This is a genomic window from Rhodococcus sp. NPDC059968, from assembly GCF_042738615.1.
In the GTDB taxonomy this organism is placed as follows: Bacteria; Actinomycetota; Actinomycetes; order Mycobacteriales; family Mycobacteriaceae; genus Rhodococcus_F.
In genome coordinates, this window is record NZ_JBHWUE010000038.1 from 1 (window position 1) to 19,473 (window position 19,473).

Below are 19,473 nucleotides of genomic sequence, written 5' to 3' on the forward strand. Positions count from 1 at the left end.
ACTTACCACAAAGAAGCTACGCGTCCACTGTGCAGTATCTGAAACAACACACACGTTTCAGAACTGAAGAAAGAAGAACAACAACAATTCTTGTTTGTTTCTTCGCTGATGTTCCGTGTGACAGTTTCATAGAGTTACGGCGGCCATAGCGGAGGGGAAACGCCCGGTCCCATTCCGAACCCGGAAGCTAAGCCCTCCAGCGCCGATGGTACTGCACCCGACAGGGTGTGGGAGAGTAGGACACCGCCGAACATCCGTTACCGAAAGCCCCCCAACCTTGTTGGGGGGCTTTCGGCATTCCCGGACACCCTTCACCGACCACAACTTGATAACGCTGCGGTAACGTCCCCCCGGTTCCCCTATGGCAGATCCTTCGCCTGCGTAACGTGGCCCGGGCAGATCCGTTGGGATCGTGCCGTGCGGTGCGCGTCCTCCCGGATCACCCGAGGTGACGAAGGGAATCTGTGGTGACGAGCACGATGTCGAAACAACGTCCGGCGGTCAGAGCCGCTGTCGCCTTCGCAGGCATGTTGGTGGCTGCCGGCTCCCTGGCGGGGTGCACGAAGACCGACACGGCCAGCGGCGGATCGCTCCTCCAGCAACTGCAGGACAGCGGAACGGTGACCGTCGGCTTCGCCGGCGAGGCGCCGTACAGCTTCGAGCAGGACGGCCAGTTGACCGGCGCCACCGTGGCCCTGCACCGGGAGATCTTCAAGAACCTGGGCATCGACAACGTCGAGGGTGTGAGTACCGACTTCGGAGCGCTCATCCCCGGACTGCAGGCCCGCCGCTTCGACGTCGTCAGCGCCGGTATGTCGATCCTGCCGCAGCGGTGCGAGCAGGCAGCGTTCAGCGAGCCGGAGTTCAACTACACGACCGCACTGATGGTGCCGAAGGGCAATCCCGCAAAGCTCACGGACATGCAGTCGGTGCAGCAGAGCGGGGTGCGGATGGCTGCGATGACCGGGGCGATCGAATCGGACTACGCGCAGCAGCTCGGGATCGATGCGATGCAGGTGGCGTCGCCGCAGGACGGAATGGACGCGGTCGCCAACGGGCGAGCGGATGTCTTTGCGCTCACCGGGATCTCGCTGAACTGGCTGGCGCAGAACAACCCGCAGGCCCCGGTAGAAGTGACCAACTCCTTCGTCGCCGTGATCGACGGGGTACCCCAGGTCGGTGCCGGCGGCACCGTCTTCCGCAAGGAGGACACCGAGTTGCGCGACGCCTACAACGCCGAGCTGGCCAAGATCACTTCCGACAAGGACAAATACCTGTCCATCGTCGGACCGTTCGGATTCACCGCGGAGGAACTGCCCGATCCGAACCTGACCACCGCCAAACTCTGCGGCGGGGCCGGCTGATCGTCGTAGTGGTCTGCTGCCTGTGAAGGAGAATATCGACGCCCTACTGGATGCGTGGCCGAGCATCCAGGAAGGGATCGTCGTCACGCTCCAGCTGACGGCGGGCGGTGCCCTCCTCGCGTTCGTCCTCGCGCTCGCGCTCGGGTTGGCAGCACGTGCACACAACATCGTGATCAGAGGATCGGCGCGCGCGTTCATCGAATTCTTCCGGGGCACTTCGCTGTTGGTGCAGCTCTTCTGGTTGTTCTACGTGGTCCCGCTGTTCGGCTATCTCATAGACCCGGTGCTGTGCGGGATCCTTGCGCTCGGGCTGAATTACGGCGCCTACGGAGCCGAGGTGGTGCGCGGCGCGATCAACTCGGTGCCGCAATCGCAGTGGGAGGCAGCGACGGCACTGGACTTCAGTCACTGGCAGCGGTTGCGCCGGGTGGTGTTCCCGCAGGCGTGGGCGGAGATGATTCCTCCGTTGACGAACCTCCTGATCCAACTCCTCAAGGGCACGGCGCTCGCGAGCTATATCCTCCTGCAGGACTTGACCTTCGAGATCGACCAGCTCCGGCAGACGACCGGGAACACGCTCTTCGCGTTCGGCGTCGGGCTCGTCATTTACTTCGTCATCGGCTACGTTCTGACACTGCTGATGAACGCGCTGGAGGTGCGGGCGAAGAATCGCCTCGGTACTGGGCCCTCCCTGCGTGAGATCTTCAGCCTCGCACCCTCCGATCCACGGGGACTGGAGGCCGCGAAGCAATGAGCGTCCACTGGAGTTGGGATCGAGCGTTCGAGGCTCTGCCCGTGCTTCTCGAGGGTTTCAAGATCACCCTGATCGCGACCGTTCTCGGGTTCCTGATCTCCGTCGTTCTCGGACTCGTCATCGCATTGATCCGGCAGGCCGCGCCGCGGTGGGTGAGTGTCCCGGTCCGCGCGGTCAGTGAATTCATCCGGCTGACCCCGCTCGTCGTGCAACTGCTGTTCGTGTACTACACGTTCACGGGACTGTCGCCGCTGCAGATCGGTGTCGCCGTACTCGGAATCCACTATGCGACGTACATGGCCGAGGTGTACCGGGCGGGTATCGAAGCAGTGCCCGTCGGTCAGTGGGAGGCGGCGCGGGCGTTGTCCATCGCGCCCACTCGGACGTGGCGGGCGATCATCCTGCCGCAGGCCATCCGTCGCGTCGTTCCCGCGCTGGGCAACTACGCGGTGTCGATGTTCAAGGACACCCCGTTCCTGTTCGCCATCACGGTGGTGGAGATGGTGACGGCCGCGCAGCAGTTCGGCGCCCGGCATTTCCAGTACCTCGAACCGTTGACGCTGGCGGGTGTGATCTTCCTGGTCGCCAGCTACCCGACGTCCCTGCTCATACGGCGATTGGAGAGACGTCTTGCCCGATGACGCGAGCGCAGCAACCCCGATGATCCGATTCGACGACGTCGTAAAGCAGTTCGGCGACCACGTCGTGCTCGACCACCTGGATTTCCAGGTCGCACGCGGCGACCGCGTGACCCTGATCGGCCCGAGCGGATCGGGCAAGACGACCATTCTGCGACTCGTCATGACCCTCGAGAAGGTGAACGACGGCGTCATCTGGGTCGACGGGGACCGCCTGACGCACGAAGAGAAGGGAAGTAAACTCGTTCCGGCGTCGGAGAAGTACACACGCCGGATACGCCGCCGGATCGGCATGGTCTTCCAGCAGTTCAACCTGTTTCCCAACATGAACGTGATCGAGAACATCACCGAGGCACCCATCCACGTTCTCGGACTCGACAAGGCCGCTGCCGTGAAGCGCGCACGCGAGTTACTCGAGACGGTCGGGCTCTCGGACAAGGAGACCGCGCACCCGACGCAACTGTCCGGCGGCCAGCAGCAGCGGGTCGCGATCGCGAGAGCACTGGCGATGGACCCCGACATTCTGCTGCTCGACGAGGTCACGTCGGCGCTGGATCCGGAGTTGGTGGCGGACGTCCTCGACGTGCTGAGGAACGTCGCGCGCACCACGGATATCACGATGCTGATCGTCACGCACGAGATGCAGTTCGCGCGGGACGTGTCGAACCGGGTGATGATGTTCGACGCCGGGCGGATCGTGGAGGAAGGCGACCCGGCGACGATCTTCACCGCGCCGAAGAACGAGCGCACCAAGACCTTCCTGAAGGCCGTGCTGGCCGACTGATTCCCGGCTAGCTCGAACTGGTCGCGAGTTCCGTCTCCTCTGTGGCGGCGCGGCGCGCCAGCCGGCCCGCCATCCACGCGCACACCAGCAACTGCAGTTGGTGGAACAGCATGAGCGGCAGCACGATCAGGCCGATCGGCTGGCTGGCAAACAGAACGGTGGCCATCGGAAGGCCGGTGGCGAGGCTCTTCTTCGACCCGCAGAACGTGATCGTGATCTGATCGGCGCGGTCGAAACCGAGTCGCTTCGACCCGAACCACGTGACGGACAGGACCACGGCGAGCAGCACCGCGCACACCGCGAGCAGTGCCAGGAGCCGGCCGACGGACAGCGTGCCCCAGATGCCCTCGTTCATTCCCTCACTGAATGCGACGTAGACGACCAGCAGGATCGACCCCCGGTCGACGAGCTTGAGCGGAGCCCCGTGCTTTTTCACCCAGGGACCGATCCACCGTCGCACCGCCTGGCCGGCGATGAACGGGAGCAGGAGCATGACGAGGATGCCTATCGCGGAGGACGCGTCGAAGCCTGCCCCCTCGCTCGTCATCAGCAATGCCACGAGGAGCGGTGTGACGAAGATGCCGAGGATGTTGGAGAACGAGGCGCTGACGATCGCACCGGGCACGTTGCCTCGCGCGATCGACACGAAGGCGATCGACGACTGGACGGTCGACGGCAGCAGGCAGACGTAGAGGAGGCCCAGATAGAGGGGTTGGGTCAGGATCGTCGGGACCAGCACGCGCGCAGCGATTCCGAGTAGCGGGAAGATCACGAACGTCGCCGCGAGGATCGTGACGTGCAGACGCCAGTGACGCAGGCCGTGCAGCGCCTCCTGCGTGGAGAGTCTGGCGCCGTAGAGGAAGAACAGAATTCCGACGGCAACCTTCGTGGCCCAGGTGAACGCGGTCAGGGCCGTGCCGTCCGCGGGGACCAGACTGGCGATCCCGACAGTGATCAGGATGCCGAGAATGAAGGGATCGAGTCTTCCGAGCAGCGGGATCTTCGTCACCATGGTTCGACCGTAAAGAACTCATTGATATTTCGAAAGACGATTGTCGCGTTTACTGTAATGCCGAACCGTGATAACAATGGGTGATGTTCGATCCGGTTCATCTGCGGAGCTTTCTCGCGGTCGCGCGCACCCGGAGTTTCACCGCCGCGGCCCGGCGACTGAACCTGCGGCAGTCGACGGTCAGCCAGCATGTGGGAAAGCTGGAACTGGCGGCCGGGCGCCGCCTGTTTCTGCGGGACACGCATTCCGTCGAGCTGACCGCGGACGGCTCGGTGATGGTGGGTTTCGCGACGTCGATACTCGAGCGGCACTCGGACGCCGAGCGCTACTTCACGCAATCCGGTGTGCGGGGACGCGTCCGGTTCGGGGCGTCCGAAGATCTGGTTCTGCACGAGCTTCCTCGGATTCTGGGCGAGTTCCGCCGCAGCCATCCGCTCGTGGATCTCGAACTCACGGTGGCGTTGAGCGAAGTGTTGTTCCGGCAACTGCACGAAGGCCGGCTGGACCTGGTATTCGGGAAGCGTCGCAGAGGCGACCGGCACGGCGAACTGGTGTGGACCGACCGTTTGGCGTTCTTCGCGGCCCCCGACTTCGTTCCGGATGCAGAGGGGCCGGTGCCGCTGGTGACGTATCCGCCGCCGTCGATCACGAGAGAGGCGGCGCTCGACGTCCTGGAGAAGTCCGGGCGAGGCGCGCGGGTGGCCTGTGTGACGGACAGCTTGAACGGGTTGCGGGCCGCCTGCCTGGCGGGTCTCGGCGTCGTGTTCCACGCGGAGACGCTTCCGCCGGCGGGGCTGGCGCCGGTGCGGATGCGCTCGCGCGACGAGTGGGGGCCCGCCGTCGACGTCGAATTCGTGCTCGAGGCCCGCCGGAGTGTTCTCAGCGAACCAGAGCAGGCGCTGCGTGCCGCCATCCTCGAGAACGCGGATCGACTGCGCGCGTGACCTCGGCGGGGATACCGCCCCACCGAGGCCGTCGACCCGTCAGAAGATGAACACGGACAGCGCGGTGGAGAGCACCAGGCCGGACACCACCGGAACGAAACACTTCCGGGCGAGTTCGAGGACGGGCACACGGGCGAAGCCGGCCACCGCGATCAACGACGACCAGGCGACGAGCGTTCCGCCGCCGGACCAGATGTTCCCCATCTGACCGATCGCCGCCAGGGTTGCGGGGTCCATCCCGACAGCAGGCCCGAGTGCGCCCGCGAGTGAACCGGTGAGCGGCAGCCCGGTGAACCCGGAGCCCTCGAGGCCCGCGATCATTCCGATGGCGAGAATTCCGAACGACGTGACGAACGCGTTCTGCGGCAGATGGGACTGCGCGGCGTTCACCAGGTCGAAAAGCAGCGTCGGACCGGTCGCGTCCGCGGGAAGCCCGAGAATCGCGGCGGAGAAGTCACCGTTGCCGATGAAGAAGAATCCGGCGATCGGGATCACGATCCCCATGGCCTTGAACGCGAAGACCAGGCCGTCGATCAGATGCTCGGACGTCGTCTCGAGGAAGCCCTTCTTGTCGTTCGTCGCGGCAGCGGCGAACAGGATGAGCGCGGCGATGCCGCCGACCATCGCCGCAGCGTCGCCGCCCTTGAGGTCGGGCACCAGGTCGGTGAACTTGCCGACCATGAGGTAGACGATGAACGCCAGATAGGCGGTGGGCACCAGGACTGCGAAAGTCTTCGCGGCACGGATGCTCTTGAACGTGTCGTCGATGACCTGCCGCGCGGAGGCCGTGACGGGTTCGGCGAGAACGGCCGTCGACGTCGGGGGAGCGGCACTCGTCGCCGCTTCGGCCGGAACGTGAGCGATCGCGCCGCCGCCGGTGGGGGCCGTACCGCCCTCGGGGGCGTCGCCGCCGGGCTTGCCGAAGTCGCTCTCCGCGCGTGACTCCCAGTCGGTGAGCAGTTCCGGTGCGGGGCGGCGCATGTGCCTGCGCTGCGTGAAGTAGGCGATGAGGAGCGCGGTGAGACCGACGATCAGCGACATCACCAGGGCGCGGTCCGCGACGACGTCCGGATCGACTCCTGCCGACTTCGCCGACAGGCCCGGTGCCACCTTGATGATGTAGTCGGACGACAGCGCCATGCCCTGCCCGCAGATCGCGATCGCCATGCCGACCGCCATCGGGGGAAGTCCGGCGCGAATGGCGACAGGGATGAGCACGGCTCCGATCAACGGAACCGCGGGGGTGGGCCAGAAGAACAGCGAGATCGTGTAGGTGACGACGGCAAGGACGATGAAGCTGCTGGTGCCGCCGCGCATGACGCGCCGGAACGGAGCGACCATCAGCCGGTCGGCTCCCATCTGCCGGAGGGCGCCGAGCATCGCCGTCACCAGCGAGATGATGAGGAAGATGTTGAACAGCTCGCGGGCGGCGACGAGGCTCGCATTGAAAATCGACGCGAGACCGGTGACGAGGCTGTCGGAGAACACGAAGGCGGTCAGGAAGGTGCCGATGACGGCGGGGACGACGATGTTCTTCCGCATGAGCATCGTCCCGAGGATGACAATGATTCCCCCGAGATACACCCAATGTGCGGCGGTGAGACTTACATCCACGGTGCGCCCCTTCGAAATAGGTACAGACTAGTGGCACTAGTCACAGTGCAGTGATACTGCGCGGGGCGTTTTCCAGGGTCAACGTCCAGAGTGCACATCGATAACCAGCGTATTTGTGCATTGTGCCCGGCATTTTTCGCCGGGATTGCTTGTTGTCACGCGCAAGTAAAGGAATGCTCGGCAGAAGCCGTTTCACGGAATCCTGTGTTCATAATTAGGCTTGCCTAACCAAATTTGGCGAGCGGGGTGCGGCAAGGGTTCCGGCGAGAACTGGCATCGCCGGAACGCGAATTCTCGGATGAAAGTGGACTCTATGAACACGGCGGTCGGTCAGGCTCAGAGTGCAACCGCGGGTGACGAACGCGGACCCGGCACGTCGCCCGCGCTGGCGGCACTGCTCGCCGGAACGTTCGTCGGCACGGTCAGCAACAACATCGTCAACGTCCCGTTGAACGCGATCCTCACGGACTTCGACGCAGGCCTCGGCAGCGGTATCTTCGTCGTCGTCGGATTCCTCCTCACCTTCGCGGCGACGATGCCGCTGGCCGGGTGGGTCGGGGACCGGTTCGGTCGTAGGCGCGTGTACTGCGCCGCCCTACTGGGGACCGCGGTCTGTTCGCTCGGCGCGGCGCTCGCGCCGTCCCTGCCCGTGCTCGTGATCTGGCGGTCGCTCGGCGGTATCGCCGCTGCCGCGTTCGCGCCCGCGGTCATGGGCCTGATCGCGTGGCTGTTCGGGCCGGCACGGCGGGCGGGCGCCGTCGGTGCCTGGGCGGCGGTGAACGGGATCGGTCAGGCCGTCGGCCCGTCCATGGGAGGAATCGTCAGCGACTGGTGGGGCTGGCGGTGGGCATTCGTGCCACTGGTGCCGGTCGCCCTGATCGGGTTCGCCGCGACCCTCCGCTACATCCCGCGCTACCCCGGCAAGAAGATGCGGCTCGACGTGATCGGGGCGTTCGCCGTCACGCTCGGCGCGGTCCTGCTGATCCTCGGCCTCACGACCGTCTCGATGGAGCAGGTGCCCGTCTGGGCCAGTATCTCTACCATCGGCGGCGGAGTCGTCGTCACAGTCGGGTTCGTGGTCCACTGCCGGCGGGTGGCGAACCCGTTCGTGCCCATCGACCTGGTGATCGAATCGCGGTTCCTGCGTAGCGCTCTCGCCGCCTTCACCCAGATGTTCGCGCTGGGGGCCCTGCTACTCGCGCTTCCGCTCTACCTGACCGGTTCGGGCAGTTCGACCACACAGGCGGGGCTGATGCTCTTCGTGCTGCCGGTGGTCATGACGTGCGTCGCGCCCGTCGTCGGCCGTCTCGTCGACAGGATCGGGGCCCGGGTGGTGATGCGATCCGGCCTGGGGATCTTGATCAGTAGTCAAGTGGCACTGGCGATCACGTTGTCCGCCGACGTCCGGAACCCGGTCGCCGTCGGCGCCGTGCTCGTCGTCGCCGGAGTGGGGGTCGGCATGGTCCAGACGCCCGCCGCGGCTGGCTCGACCCGATCGCCCGCGGGGGCCGTGGGAACGGGTCTGGGACTGTTCAACCTCATCCGCTTCGGCGGCTCCGCCGTGGGCGCCGCCTGGGTGGGCGTGGCGGTGCACCTGGCGGCCGATCCGTACGGACTGCTGTTCGTGGTGGCGGCCCTCGTCGTCCTTGCCGGATTGGCCGGGACGTTCGCCGGCGAGGACCCGGTGGCCGTCTGAGCTAGCGGGTCACGATCTCGTGGTTGACGGTGTCCTGCACCTGGGAGAGCAGATCGAGACGGAGGGCCAGCCACAGCGTGAACTGGTTCTCGGGTTCCCGGATATCCATCCCGATGAGCCGCGACGTGCGATCGAGCTTGGCGATCATCGTGTTCCGGTGGATTCGGAGACGCCGCGCGGCCGCGTTGATGTTGCCGCCTTCCTCGAGGTAGGCGAACAGCAACTCCTCAGTGTCGGCGTGCGAACTCGACGCCCGAAGGGGACCGAGGACGTCACGGATGAGCCGTCGGCTCTCGTCGGTGTCGGTCGCCCGGGCGAGCACACTGAACCCGCGCAGGTCGTTGTAGGCCACCGAACCGGACAGCCCGAGCCGCTGGGCGATGCCCAGGGTGATGCGGGCCTCTCGGTAGCTTTCCCCGATGTCGCGGGCGCCCGCCGCGGGACGTCCGTGGGCAACCGGAATCCGCTGACCCAAACGGGTTTCGAGGTCGAGTGACATGGCGTGCGCGTACTCGCTGATCTCGGATTCGACGCCGGGCGCGTCGGCGGAACTCAACGATCGGATCACCACGAGCACGTCGCCGATGACGGTGACGTGAGAACGTACGCCCGGACGCGGCAGAACGCCGGCGGCGTACCGTGCCAGCCGGACCATGCTCGCGCCGGGCCGTCCCGACGCCCGGTCGACGAGGCCGGGAGCGACGAACACGATGTAGTGCAGGTCCAGATCGATCTCGTGCAGTGCGGCCCGGGTGCGCAGGTCGTGGTCGTTGGCGAAGTTGCCGTGCACGAGGGCCTGGACGAAGTCGCCGCGCGCCCGCTCCTCGGCCTCGTCCACGCTCCGCTGCCGGAGCATCTCGGTGCCGATGATCGTCCCGGCCTGTTCGACGACCACCCGGTGCTGTGCGATGTCGTGCCTGCGGGGGTTCGCCCCGGGCACGATGACCACGATCCAGCCCTCGTAGCGGCCGGCGAGTTGCATGGCCCCGGCGACTGCGGTCGTGGGCGCGAACACCCCGTCCGGATGCTCCAGGCGGAACACGTGAACGTTGTGCATCCGTGCCGGTGGTGATTCCTCGAGCCCCGGCAGGGCGTTCGCGAGAGCCTCCAGCAGGGCGACGGTGCCCGGGTCCTCGGCGTCCGGCAGGCCGGCGTGCGCGAGGAGGCGTCCCCGGACGTCCAGGGCGACGGCGACGTCCGAGGTCAGCGCCGCGACCTCGCGGATCAGCATCGGCAGGCCCGCTCCGCGGTGCAGCAACCCCGCGAGCGACTGGTGCACGGTGAGGGCATAGCGCATCACATGCGCTTCCTGGGTGAGTGCGCGCTCGGCGAGGAGCCGGTTGAGTGCGGTGAACCCGACGGGAAATCCCAGCTCCACGACCGTGAGTCCGGTCGGCCAGACCGTGCCTGCGGGCGCCGATCCGTCGACGAGGAGGACGCCGGCTCCCCGTGCCACCAGCGATTCGAGTTCACGTCCGTGCGCGGACAGGGTTTCCGGCCGGGTGTACACAGCGACCTCGGCGAGCGAGTCGGGCCGGCTCATCACCTCACCCCACGGCAGGCACCACGTCACCGGACCGCTCAGGGCGTCCGTGCCGGACAGCAGCCGGGCCGACGCGAGCAGGGGCTCTTCCAGCAGGCCGCGTAACGACAGTCGTTCGTCCTCCTCGTTCGGTGTCGTGGTGTCGTCCACTACGGACCCTCCTCGGGTGGCGTCGAAAAGTGCAGTATGGCGGAGCGCGCGCCTGCTCTTCCTATGCACTATGCCCTGATTTTGCCGAGATTGCCGGATAGTTTGACCATGGTTCCTTCGCCGATGCCGGTGATAGAAATCGGTGCATCACTTCCTCCCGAATACGCAACGGAGAAGACAATGCATCAGGTTCACCGAATCACCCTCGACGACGCACTCCCACTGCTCGCCGCGGGACGCGCGAAGGCCGAGGAAATCGGCGTCAAGCAGACCCTGTGCGTCTGCGACGACGGCGGCAACGTGCTGGCCCTGCACCGACTGCCGGGAGCGCGCCTCACCGGCGTCGACATCGCGATCGCGAAAGCGTTCACCGCTGCCGGCCACGAGCGGGCAACGCACCTGTTCAACGAGGCTCCCGACGGTCCCGCGTTGCCCGGGAACGAGGCATTCGGCATCAGCCAGATGCTGCCGGGCAAGTTTGCGGTGTTCGTCGGCGGATTTCCCCTCGTCTTCGACGGCCAGATCGTCGGCGGCGTAGGCATCAGCGGCGGAAACGGCAAGCAGGACAAAGCAGTCGGAGCGGCGATGCTGGCCGAATTCGAAGCCCTCGCCGCAGTACCCAGCTGAATGTCCACGATGCGCCGACAACGTGCACATCGAAACCCTTCCAACGCAGTCACTTCGACCGTGGTCGGGCAGACCGCGAGTCGATAACGTCGAATTCACTCCAGTCGGAGCATCCCCAACCATTCTCATACTCGAGGAAGACGAGGCACATCATGACCGAACTTCTAGGCAGGGACGAATTCCGCACAGCTCTGGAGAATGCCATCAAGGGCCGCGAGGCGAAGAACGCGTCGTTCAGCAAGGCGTGGGCCGAGGGCAAGCTCGAGAAGCACCATTTCGCGCGGTGGGCGGAGAACCACTACCACTACGTCGGACCCTTCGCCGACTACCTCGCGAACATCTACTCGAACACCCCCGACACCTTCACCAATGCAAAGGATTTCACCCTCCAGAACATGTACGAGGAGGAACTGGCCGACATCCGGCACACCGATCTCCTCATCAAGTTCGCCGAGGCGTGCGGCACCACGAAGGAACGCGTCGAGGACCCGTCGAACATGAACGCGATCACCCGCGGACTGCAGTCCTGGTGCTACGCGGTGTCGCAGCGTGAACACTTCGTCGTGGCCACCGCCGCGCTCGTCGTCGGACTCGAGTCGCAGGTACCGAGCATCTACAAGAAGCAGATCATCCCGCTGCGTGAGGTGTACGGGTTCACCGAGGACGAGATCGAATTCTTCGACCTGCACATCACGTCGGACGTCGTGCACGGTGAGCGTGGATACCAGATCGTGCTCGACCACGCCGATACCCCGCAGCTGCAGCAGCGTTGCCTGCAACTCGTGCAGTGGGGAGCCGAGATGCGCTTCTCGTACACGAAGGGCCTCTACGACACGTACGTGGCAACCGACCTCGAGCTCGCGACCGCCTGACCGTGCGAAGGGAGGGGCCCGCATCGGGCCCCTCCGGACGCAGGCGTCTCGCCCGACAGGAGAGAACGATGGAGACGAACTGGACCCGGCTGGTCACCGTGCGTGAGCTCGGCCGGCGCCGGAAGCTTCGCGTCGAGGTCGGGGACACCGCGGTGGCGTTGTTCCAGGCCGACGACCGGATCTACGCCTTTCGCGATCTGTGCATCCATCAGGATCGGTCACTGGCGAAAGGCACCCTGCTGCACGGGCGGGTCATCTGTCCGGGCCACCAGTGGGCGTTCGACCTCGACACCGGCTACGAGGAGGACCAGGACCTGTGCCAGCCGACCTACGCGGTGAAGGTCGAGGACGACGTCGTCTACGTGGATCTCACCCGCAGCCCCGATTACGCCGAGACCGCGACTTCGCCGGCCGAAGTCGACTGAGAGAGCGAGTGACCCCATGACGTTGAACACCATCGTCACCATCGGTGCCGGCCAGACCGCTGCCGTCGCGGCGCGCACCCTGCGGCGCCGAGGGTTCGACGGCAGGATCCTTCTCGTCGGCGACGAGCCGCACGCGCCGTATCAGCGCCCACCGCTGTCCAAGGAATTCCTTGCCGGGCAGGAGAATCGTGAGTCTTTGATGCTGCTTCCCGGCGCGTGGCGCGACAAGCAGAACGTCGAACTCCTCACCGGCACGACGGTGACCCGGATCGACGCGAGCGGCGGGTCGGTCGAACTGTCCGACGGGCGGAGCATTGCGGCCGACGCGGTACTCGTCGCGACCGGCGGCAGACCGCGCACGATGCCGGTGAACGGTCCTGCGTCCGAACGCGTGCACTACCTGCGGACGATCGACGACGCCGAACGGCTCGCCGCCCAACTTCGCCCCGGCGTCGGCCTGGTGCTGATCGGCGGAGGCTTCGTCGGACTCGAAATCGCAGCCACAGCAAAGACTCTGGGCGCGGAGGTGACCGTCCTCGAAGCCGACGCGGTGCCACTCGCCCGAATTCTCGGACCCGAGATGGGCGACATCTGCACTCGGCTGCAACGGGAGAACGGCGTCACCGTCCGCGCCGGCGTCCGGGTCGACACCGTGACGACCCGGCCCGACGACGTGCTCATCGCGCTCGAGGGCGGAGAGGTGATTCAGGCCGACGTCGTGGTGGTGGGGATCGGGATCGTCCCCAACGTCGAGGTCGCGCAGGCCTCCGGCCTGGCCGTCGACGGCGGAATCCTCGTGGACGCACAGGGGCGGACTTCGGTTCCGCACGTGTACGCCGCCGGCGACGTGGCAGCCCGATTCTCCGACACGGCAGGCAGACACGTTCGCGTCGAACACTTCGACAACGCGAGCAAGCAGGGGGCGGCGACCGCGAACCTCATGCTCGGACGCGTCGGGGTGGTGGACCCCGCGCACTGGTTCTGGTCCGATCAGTTCGGCAAGAACATCCAGTTCACCGGCACTGCCCGGTACACCGACCTGGTCTTTCGCGGCAGCGCCGACGACGGCGAGTTCACCGCCTTCTATCTGGACAGCGGTGTCGTGCGCGGCGCCTTCACGCTCGACCGCGGCGACGAGATCAGCGCGGCCAGAGAACTGATCGACCGGTCGATCGCGCCGGCCCGGCTGGCGGACGAAGGCGTCGACCTGTTCGACCTGATGGACGATGACGAGGAATTGGTGACGGTGTCATGATCGAGGGACTCAATTTCATTGACGGGCAGTGGGTCCCGGCGTCCTCCGGGGCGACGTTCGAGCGGCGTAATCCCGCCGACCACGACGACGTGATCGGCGTGTTCCCGGATTCCACCGAGGCAGACGTGGATGCCGCCGTCAGCGCACTGGCCAAGGCTGCGCCGCAGTGGGCCGCGACGCCGCCGGAACACCGCGCGGCGATCCTGGAAGCCGCGGCCGCGCACCTCGAGGCGCGGGCAGACGAACTCGTCGACGAACTCGTCCGAGAGGAGGGCAAGACCCGGGCAGAGGCGACCATGGAAGTCGGTCGCACGCCGATGAACCTGCGCTTCTATGCGGGCGAGGCGCTCCGCACCACCGGCAGCACGTATCCCACCCCGGGTGAGGGGCTCGTCATCACCCTCCGCGAACCTGTCGGAATCGTCGGAGCGATCACCCCCTGGAACTTCCCGCTCAACATTCCGTCGCGCAAACTCGGACCGGCGCTGACCGCCGGAAATGTCGTGGTGTTCAAACCGTCGGAGCTCACGCCGCTGATGGGTCAGCGGCTGGTGGAGGCACTGCTGGCCGGGGGACTTCCGGGCGGGGCGCTCGCCCTGGTCCAGGGTTCCGGTCGTGCCGGTGCCGCGGTCGCGGCGGACGGGCGCGTCGATGCCGTGACGTTCACGGGCTCCACCCAGGTGGGTCGCGCGATCCACGCGGCGGTGGGTCCGTCTCGCCGCAGTCAGCTCGAGATGGGCGGCAAGAACCCCGTCGTGGTCCTCGACGACGCCGACGTGGACAAGGCGGCCGCACTGATCGTCAAGGGCGCCTTCGGATTGTCCGGGCAGGCGTGCACGGGCACCAGCCGGGTGATCGCGGTGGACGCGATCCACGACCGGTTGCTGGACCGCGTTGTGGAGCTTGCCGGCGGGATCACCGTCGGACCGGGCGCCGACCCTGGTGTGGGCATGGGGGCTCTCGCGAGCGCGGGGCAACTCGCCAAATTCCTCGAGTACGTCCAGATCGGCCGCGACGAAGGCGCCGAACTGGTCTGTGGCGGAACCAGTCTCGACAGGGAGAACGGCTATTTTGCCGTCCCGACGGTGTTCGCCGGTGGCAGCCCGGACATGCGGGTAGTCACGGAAGAAGTGTTCGGACCACTGCTGGTCTTCCTGCGGGCGTCCGGCTTCGACGAGGCTGTCGCACTCGCGAACGACACGGAATTCGGGCTCAGCGCGGGAATCGTCACCAACGACGTGACCAGGGCACTCGCGTTCGCGGGCCGTTCCGAATCGGGTCTGGTGAAGATCAACCAGCCCACCACCGGCATGAGCATGAACGCGCCGTTCGGCGGATACAAGGCATCGAGCACGCAGACCCACAAGGAACAGGCGGGGGACTCGATGATGCAGTTCTACCAAGCCGAAAAGACCGTCTACCTCAGCCCTTCGGCCTGAGGCCTACCTGTCGACAGAGGGAGAAGACCATGGAATTCACTCGCGTTGCGCGCTCCGGACAGGTTTCCGAAGGCATCGTGCGCCGCTTCTTCGCCGGCGAACACGAGTTCGCCGTGGCCCGCCTGAACGGGAAGGCCTACGCCACCTCCAACTACTGCACGCACCTGGACTGCCTGCTCTCGTCCGGGAAACTCGTCGACGACGGCATCGGATGCTCCTGCCACGGAAGCGTATTCGATCTGGAGACCGGGGAACCCGTGTGCCCGCCGGCGACGGTGGCCATCAAGACCTACCCGGTCGAGGAACGTGACGGCGAGATCTTCGTCGGCATCGACCCCGAGGACACCAGCTCCATCCCGCGCCGGCGGGCAGCGCGGGGGTGCATGAAGTGAACCCTCGACCGTCCACTCTCTCCGCCGACGGCATGGTCTCGTCCAGTCATCCCGCGGCGAGCACCGTAGGTGCCCGCGTACTGGCCGACGGCGGCAACGCCATCGACGCGACGCTGGCCATGGCCGCGATGACCTGGCTGACGTTGCCGGGACAGTGCGGGATCGGCGGTGACGCGTTCGCCGTCGTCCGCGAACCGGACGGATCGGTGTGGACGGTCGGCGGCAGCGGCTTCGGGCCCGACGGCGGTGATGTGGACTTCTACAGCGAACGTGGGCTGCGGTCGATTCCCCTCGACGGAGCGCTGGCGGTGGCCGTTCCCGGAGCGCCGGCGGCCCTCGGCGCGCTGCACGCGGGTGGCGCCACCCGCTCGCTGACGGACCTCTGGGCGCCGGCGGTGCGCGCGGCGGAGAAGGGGCTTCCCTGCTCGGCCAAGACTCGGGACGACGTGCGAGAAGCCCAGACCGCGATCGCCGCCGACCCCGGACTGCGTGCGGTGTACCTCCCGGACGGCCGGTTGCCGCAGGTCGGGGAGCGGCTGCCGCAGCGCGCCCTGGCCCGGACCATCGAGGCACTGGCGCGCGACGTGCACGGTTTCTACAGCGGCCGGTTCGCCCAGCAGGCTGTCGAGGCGCTCCGCGCCGGCGGGGCGCCGTTCGGCGGGGACGAGTGGGCGGCAGGCGCCGACGTGCGATCGGAGATCGCGATCAGCGGGCACTACGCCGGTGCGGTCATTCATCAGACACCGCTGCCCACTCCCGGGTGGATGGTGCTCCAGCAGGCGGCGCTGAACGACGGTGTCGTCGGCTTCTCCCCGTGGCTCACCGCTCCGGCCGTCGATCGCATGGCCCGAGCGGCCCGCCTGGCCTTCGAGGATCGGTTCGCGACCTGCGGCGCCGGCAACGACGAGTGGAAGGCCGTACTCGAGCCGGCCGCGGTCGGGGCGGCGCGGGACCGGCTGGACAGCAACCGGGCGTCGTCGGGCGCCTTCAGCGTGAGTGCCGGAGACACCACCTCGACCGTCGCGGTGGACTCCGACGGCCGTGCCGTCAGTTTCATCCACTCGCTCGCCTTCACGTTCGGCGCCAAGATGACGGTCCCCGGAACCGGAGTGGTGCTGAACAACCGATACGGCCGCGGGGCCTATCTGATCCCGGGACATCCCAACGCCGCGGCGCCGCGACGGAAACCGCTGCACACCCTCAACGCCTGGGTGATCACCGATACGTCGGGGAATCTCCTGCACGTCGGAAACACCCCGGGCGGGGACGGGCAGGTGCAATGGAACATGCAACTGATCTCGCACCTGCTCGATCACGGGCTCGACCCGGCGGAGGCCGTCGCGGCACCCCGCTTCACGGTCTTCCCCGGAAGCGACGCCGATGTGGTCGGTCGCCCGGCGGAACTGCGGTGCGAGTCCCGCATTCCGGAGGAGGTGCGCGCCGAGTTGGAGCGCCTGGGTCACGACATCGCACTGCAGGGTCCGTGGGCCGCCGGTGGTAGCGCTCAGATCATCTCCCTCGATGCAGCGCGCGGCCTGCTGTCCGGTGCCGCCGACCCCCGCCAGGAAGGAATAGCACTCGGTGTCTGAGCAGGAATCCGTCGCCACCGCCCCGCGACCCCAGGGCCGCTACATTTCCGCCGTCGTGCACGACGGGATCGCGTACAGCGCCGGGATGACGCCACGCCGCGACGGTGTGCTGACGGTTACCGGCATCGTCGGACGGGACCTGGACATCCCGCGCGCCCGGGAGGCGGCCGGACTGGCGGCGAGAAACGCGATCGCCGCCGTCGCCGCGGCCGTCGGCGGCACGGCGGCCATCTCCCGGTGCCTGCGCATGAGCGTCTTCGTCGCGTGCACGCGCGACTTCCGGGAGCTGTCCGCGGTGGCCGACGGCGCGTCCGACGTGCTGGTCGAATGCCTCGGTGTCGACGCGCTGCCGGTGCGCAGCGCGATCGGCGTGTACGCCCTGCCGTCCGGCGCACCCGTGGAGATAGAGCTCACAGTGGCTGTCCGTGCATAGACCCGCGTCCGGCTCCGGAGTATAAATACATCTTGTGTCTATGTTGTATTCCGCCGCGGAGCAGGCCTATCGCGAGGTCAAGGAGCTCATCCTGTCGGGCGGTCTGCCCGGCGGTGAGCTGATCAGCGAGGGCGAGATCGCCGGACGCATGGGGCTCAGCCGCACCCCCGTGCGCGAAGCCTTCCTCCGACTCGAGGCCGAGGGCTGGATGCGGCTGTACCCGAAGCGGGGCGCACTCGTCGTCCCCGTCGCGGACGGCGAGGCCGAACACGTGGTCGACGCCCGCCAACTCGTCGAGACGCACAGCGTCCGGGTGCTGGCCGATCAGCCACACGCCCGCGAACTCCTCGTCGCCCGCCTGCGTGAGAACCTCGTGGAGCAGCGGGAGATCGCCGAGCGCGGCGACGTCGCCGCCTTCAGCGCCGCAGACGCCGACTTCCATCGGATGATCGTCGAGGCGGGCGACAACCCGCTGCTCGCGACGTTCTACTCCAGCATCCGAGAGCGTCAGCGCCGCATGACGGCACACTCGATCACCCGTGATCCGGGACAGCTGCCCAGGATCATTGCCGACCACGAGCAGCTGACCGAACTCGTCGAGGCGGGTGACTCCGCCGGGTTCGACGCCGCGGTGCTCGTCCACATGCGCCAGGTCCACGCCCTCAACCCGAGAGGAGTTGCGCGATGACCGTTGTCCGCGAATCCCCGATGAAGGTGCCGGAGGCCCTCGCGTCGCCGCGCGTCTGGCTGTTGGTGGCCGCGACCATGTTCGCGGTGGCGTGGGGCGGCAACGAGTTCACGCCGCTCCTCGGCATGTACCGCGCCGATCACGGTTTCGCACCGGTCACCGTCGATCTGTTCCTGTTCGCCTACGTTCTCGGGATCGTGCCCGCCCTCCTCCTCGGCGGACCACTCTCCGACCGACTCGGCAGGCGGCCGATCCTGCTCCCGGCACCGCTCCTGACGGTCGCCGGCTCCGCGCTCCTGGCCCTCGGCGCCGACTCCTCCGCGATGCTCATCGTCGGCCGCGTCCTGTGCGGTGTTGCGCTCGGCCTCGGCATGGCCGTCGGTGGCAGCTGGGTGAAGGAACTGTCGACCGCGCCGTGGGATCCCGCGGCCACGGACGGTGCCGGTGCGCGTCGGGCGGCGATGAGCCTGACCGGCGGATTCGGCCTCGGCGCGGGTGTCGCCGGCGTCCTCGCGCAGTGGGCGCCACTGCCGAGTGTCCTGTCCTACGTCGTGCACAGCGCGATCGCCGTCGCCGCTTCCGTCGCACTGTGGCGGGCACCCGAGACCCGCGCCGCCCAGCCGGCCTCCGAACGGGTGTCGCTCGCCCGCGATCTCGCGATCCCGTCCGCCGCCCACAAGCGGTTCCTCTTCGTGATCGCGCCGCTCGCACCGTGGGTGTTCGGTACGGCGGCCGCCGCCTACGCGGTGCTGCCGTCGCTGATGTCCGGGAACACCGGTGGGCTGCCGCTCGCGTTCTCGGCGCTCATGTGCATGGTCGGCCTCGGGGCAGGATTCGCGATCCAGGCACTCGGCCGCAAGATCGACACTCCCCGCAACGCGCGTGCCGTCGTGGTGTCGCTGGTCGTCGTCCTCGCCGGAATGGGCGTCGCCGCCGTCGCCGCGTCGGCCCTGACCGTTCCGCTCGCGCTCGCCGCGGCCGTCGTGCTCGGCTGCGGATACGGCATGGCCATGGTGTCGGGACTGCAGGAGATTCAGCGGATAGCGGGACCGGACGACCTCGCCGGACTGACCGCCGTCTTCTACTCGCTCACGTATCTGGGATTCGGGACGCCCGCCGTGATGGCCTACCTGTCCGAGACGTTCCCAGCGGTGACGTATCCGCGGATGTTCGTCTTCGGCGCGATCGCGGCCGCCGGCTGTCTTGCGCTCGCACTCACGAAGTGGCGCGCGCACCTGCCGAACTCGGAGTGAC

Annotated in this window: 19 protein-coding genes and 1 rRNA gene; 17 read left to right on the plus strand and 3 right to left on the minus strand. The window is 67.1% G+C overall.

Going from position 1 to position 19,473, the window contains the following annotated elements; genetic code table 11:
- Positions 1 to 135 precede the first annotated feature (135 nt).
- From rrf to ehuA, 5 genes are all read left to right on the plus strand, one after another.
- Positions 136 to 252 (plus strand): 5S ribosomal RNA (gene rrf / locus ACFWAY_RS26960).
- A 227-nt stretch (positions 253 to 479) separates the two neighbouring features.
- Positions 480 to 1,364 (plus strand): ectoine/hydroxyectoine ABC transporter substrate-binding protein EhuB, encoded by an 885-nt coding sequence (gene ehuB / locus ACFWAY_RS26965; protein WP_378512832.1) that lies wholly within the window; start codon positions 480 to 482, stop codon positions 1,362 to 1,364.
- Positions 1,365 to 1,386: 22 nt separating this feature from the next.
- Entirely contained in the window at positions 1,387 to 2,118 is a 732-nt protein-coding gene (gene ehuC / locus ACFWAY_RS26970; protein ID WP_095862970.1) for an ectoine/hydroxyectoine ABC transporter permease subunit EhuC, read from the plus strand.
- Complete coding sequence (ehuD, locus tag ACFWAY_RS26975; RefSeq protein WP_378453595.1) at positions 2,115 to 2,759, plus strand: ectoine/hydroxyectoine ABC transporter permease subunit EhuD; 645 nt, start codon at positions 2,115 to 2,117, stop codon at positions 2,757 to 2,759. Before ehuC ends, ehuD begins: the two co-directional genes overlap by 4 nt.
- Positions 2,760 to 2,778: 19 nt before the next feature.
- Complete coding sequence (ehuA, locus tag ACFWAY_RS26980; RefSeq protein WP_378453601.1) at positions 2,779 to 3,540, plus strand: ectoine/hydroxyectoine ABC transporter ATP-binding protein EhuA; 762 nt, start codon at positions 2,779 to 2,781, stop codon at positions 3,538 to 3,540.
- A 7-nt stretch (positions 3,541 to 3,547) separates the two neighbouring features.
- On the opposite strand, the gene ACFWAY_RS26985 is transcribed toward ehuA, so the two are convergent.
- Positions 3,548 to 4,552 carry a bile acid:sodium symporter family protein gene (locus ACFWAY_RS26985; protein WP_378512833.1) on the minus strand — a complete coding sequence of 335 codons (1,005 nt, stop codon included), beginning with the start codon at positions 4,550 to 4,552 and terminating at the stop codon, positions 3,548 to 3,550.
- A gap of 83 nt (positions 4,553 to 4,635) precedes the next feature.
- Between ACFWAY_RS26985 and ACFWAY_RS26990 the strand changes: the two genes are divergently transcribed.
- Positions 4,636 to 5,496 carry a LysR family transcriptional regulator gene (locus ACFWAY_RS26990; protein ID WP_378512834.1) on the plus strand — a complete coding sequence of 287 codons (861 nt, stop codon included), beginning with the start codon at positions 4,636 to 4,638 and terminating at the stop codon, positions 5,494 to 5,496.
- 39 nt (positions 5,497 to 5,535) lie between these two features.
- Here the strand turns inward: ACFWAY_RS26990 and ACFWAY_RS26995 are convergent, their stop codons facing one another.
- Positions 5,536 to 7,110: a hypothetical protein gene (locus tag ACFWAY_RS26995; protein WP_378512835.1), complete on the minus strand. Its 1,575-nt coding sequence runs from the start codon at positions 7,108 to 7,110 to the stop codon at positions 5,536 to 5,538.
- Between the two features lie 313 nt (positions 7,111 to 7,423).
- Between ACFWAY_RS26995 and ACFWAY_RS27000 the strand changes: the two genes are divergently transcribed.
- The gene (locus tag ACFWAY_RS27000) at positions 7,424 to 8,806 is read left to right on the plus strand and encodes an MFS transporter (protein WP_378512836.1); all 1,383 of its coding nucleotides are present in this window, start codon (positions 7,424 to 7,426) and stop codon (positions 8,804 to 8,806) included.
- 1 nt (position 8,807) lies between these two features.
- Here ACFWAY_RS27000 and ACFWAY_RS27005 read toward each other — a convergent pair whose 3' ends face one another.
- A complete protein-coding gene (locus ACFWAY_RS27005; protein ID WP_378453590.1) occupies positions 8,808 to 10,499 on the minus strand; it encodes a PucR family transcriptional regulator in 1,692 nt (563 codons plus the stop codon).
- A gap of 180 nt (positions 10,500 to 10,679) precedes the next feature.
- Here ACFWAY_RS27005 and ACFWAY_RS27010 point away from each other — a divergent pair, with 180 nt between their 5' ends.
- From ACFWAY_RS27010 to ACFWAY_RS27055, 10 genes are all read left to right on the plus strand, one after another.
- Entirely contained in the window at positions 10,680 to 11,126 is a 447-nt protein-coding gene (locus ACFWAY_RS27010) for a heme-binding protein (protein WP_105419547.1), read from the plus strand.
- A 152-nt stretch (positions 11,127 to 11,278) separates the two neighbouring features.
- Positions 11,279 to 11,998, plus strand: coding sequence for a TenA family transcriptional regulator (locus ACFWAY_RS27015; protein WP_037242390.1), 720 nt, complete (start codon positions 11,279 to 11,281; stop codon positions 11,996 to 11,998).
- A gap of 68 nt (positions 11,999 to 12,066) precedes the next feature.
- Entirely contained in the window at positions 12,067 to 12,423 is a 357-nt protein-coding gene (locus tag ACFWAY_RS27020) for a Rieske (2Fe-2S) protein (RefSeq protein WP_005245022.1), read from the plus strand.
- Between the two features lie 16 nt (positions 12,424 to 12,439).
- Entirely contained in the window at positions 12,440 to 13,678 is a 1,239-nt protein-coding gene (locus ACFWAY_RS27025) for an NAD(P)/FAD-dependent oxidoreductase (RefSeq protein WP_378453589.1), read from the plus strand.
- Positions 13,675 to 15,117 (plus strand): aldehyde dehydrogenase family protein, encoded by a 1,443-nt coding sequence (locus ACFWAY_RS27030; protein WP_378512837.1) that lies wholly within the window; start codon positions 13,675 to 13,677, stop codon positions 15,115 to 15,117. The genes ACFWAY_RS27025 and ACFWAY_RS27030 overlap by 4 nt, the downstream gene beginning before the upstream one ends.
- 29 nt (positions 15,118 to 15,146) lie before the next feature.
- The gene (locus tag ACFWAY_RS27035; protein ID WP_087559796.1) at positions 15,147 to 15,509 is read left to right on the plus strand and encodes a non-heme iron oxygenase ferredoxin subunit; all 363 of its coding nucleotides are present in this window, start codon (positions 15,147 to 15,149) and stop codon (positions 15,507 to 15,509) included.
- Positions 15,506 to 17,098: a gamma-glutamyltransferase family protein gene (locus ACFWAY_RS27040; RefSeq protein ID WP_378512838.1), complete on the plus strand. Its 1,593-nt coding sequence runs from the start codon at positions 15,506 to 15,508 to the stop codon at positions 17,096 to 17,098. The genes ACFWAY_RS27035 and ACFWAY_RS27040 overlap by 4 nt, the downstream gene beginning before the upstream one ends.
- Positions 17,091 to 17,531 (plus strand): RidA family protein, encoded by a 441-nt coding sequence (locus tag ACFWAY_RS27045; RefSeq protein WP_378453586.1) that lies wholly within the window; start codon positions 17,091 to 17,093, stop codon positions 17,529 to 17,531. The genes ACFWAY_RS27040 and ACFWAY_RS27045 overlap by 8 nt, the downstream gene beginning before the upstream one ends.
- A gap of 40 nt (positions 17,532 to 17,571) precedes the next feature.
- Positions 17,572 to 18,219: a GntR family transcriptional regulator gene (locus tag ACFWAY_RS27050; RefSeq protein ID WP_378453585.1), complete on the plus strand. Its 648-nt coding sequence runs from the start codon at positions 17,572 to 17,574 to the stop codon at positions 18,217 to 18,219.
- Positions 18,216 to 19,472, plus strand: coding sequence for an MFS transporter (locus ACFWAY_RS27055; RefSeq protein ID WP_378453584.1), 1,257 nt, complete (start codon positions 18,216 to 18,218; stop codon positions 19,470 to 19,472). Before ACFWAY_RS27050 ends, ACFWAY_RS27055 begins: the two co-directional genes overlap by 4 nt.
- Position 19,473: the final 1 nt, after the last annotated feature.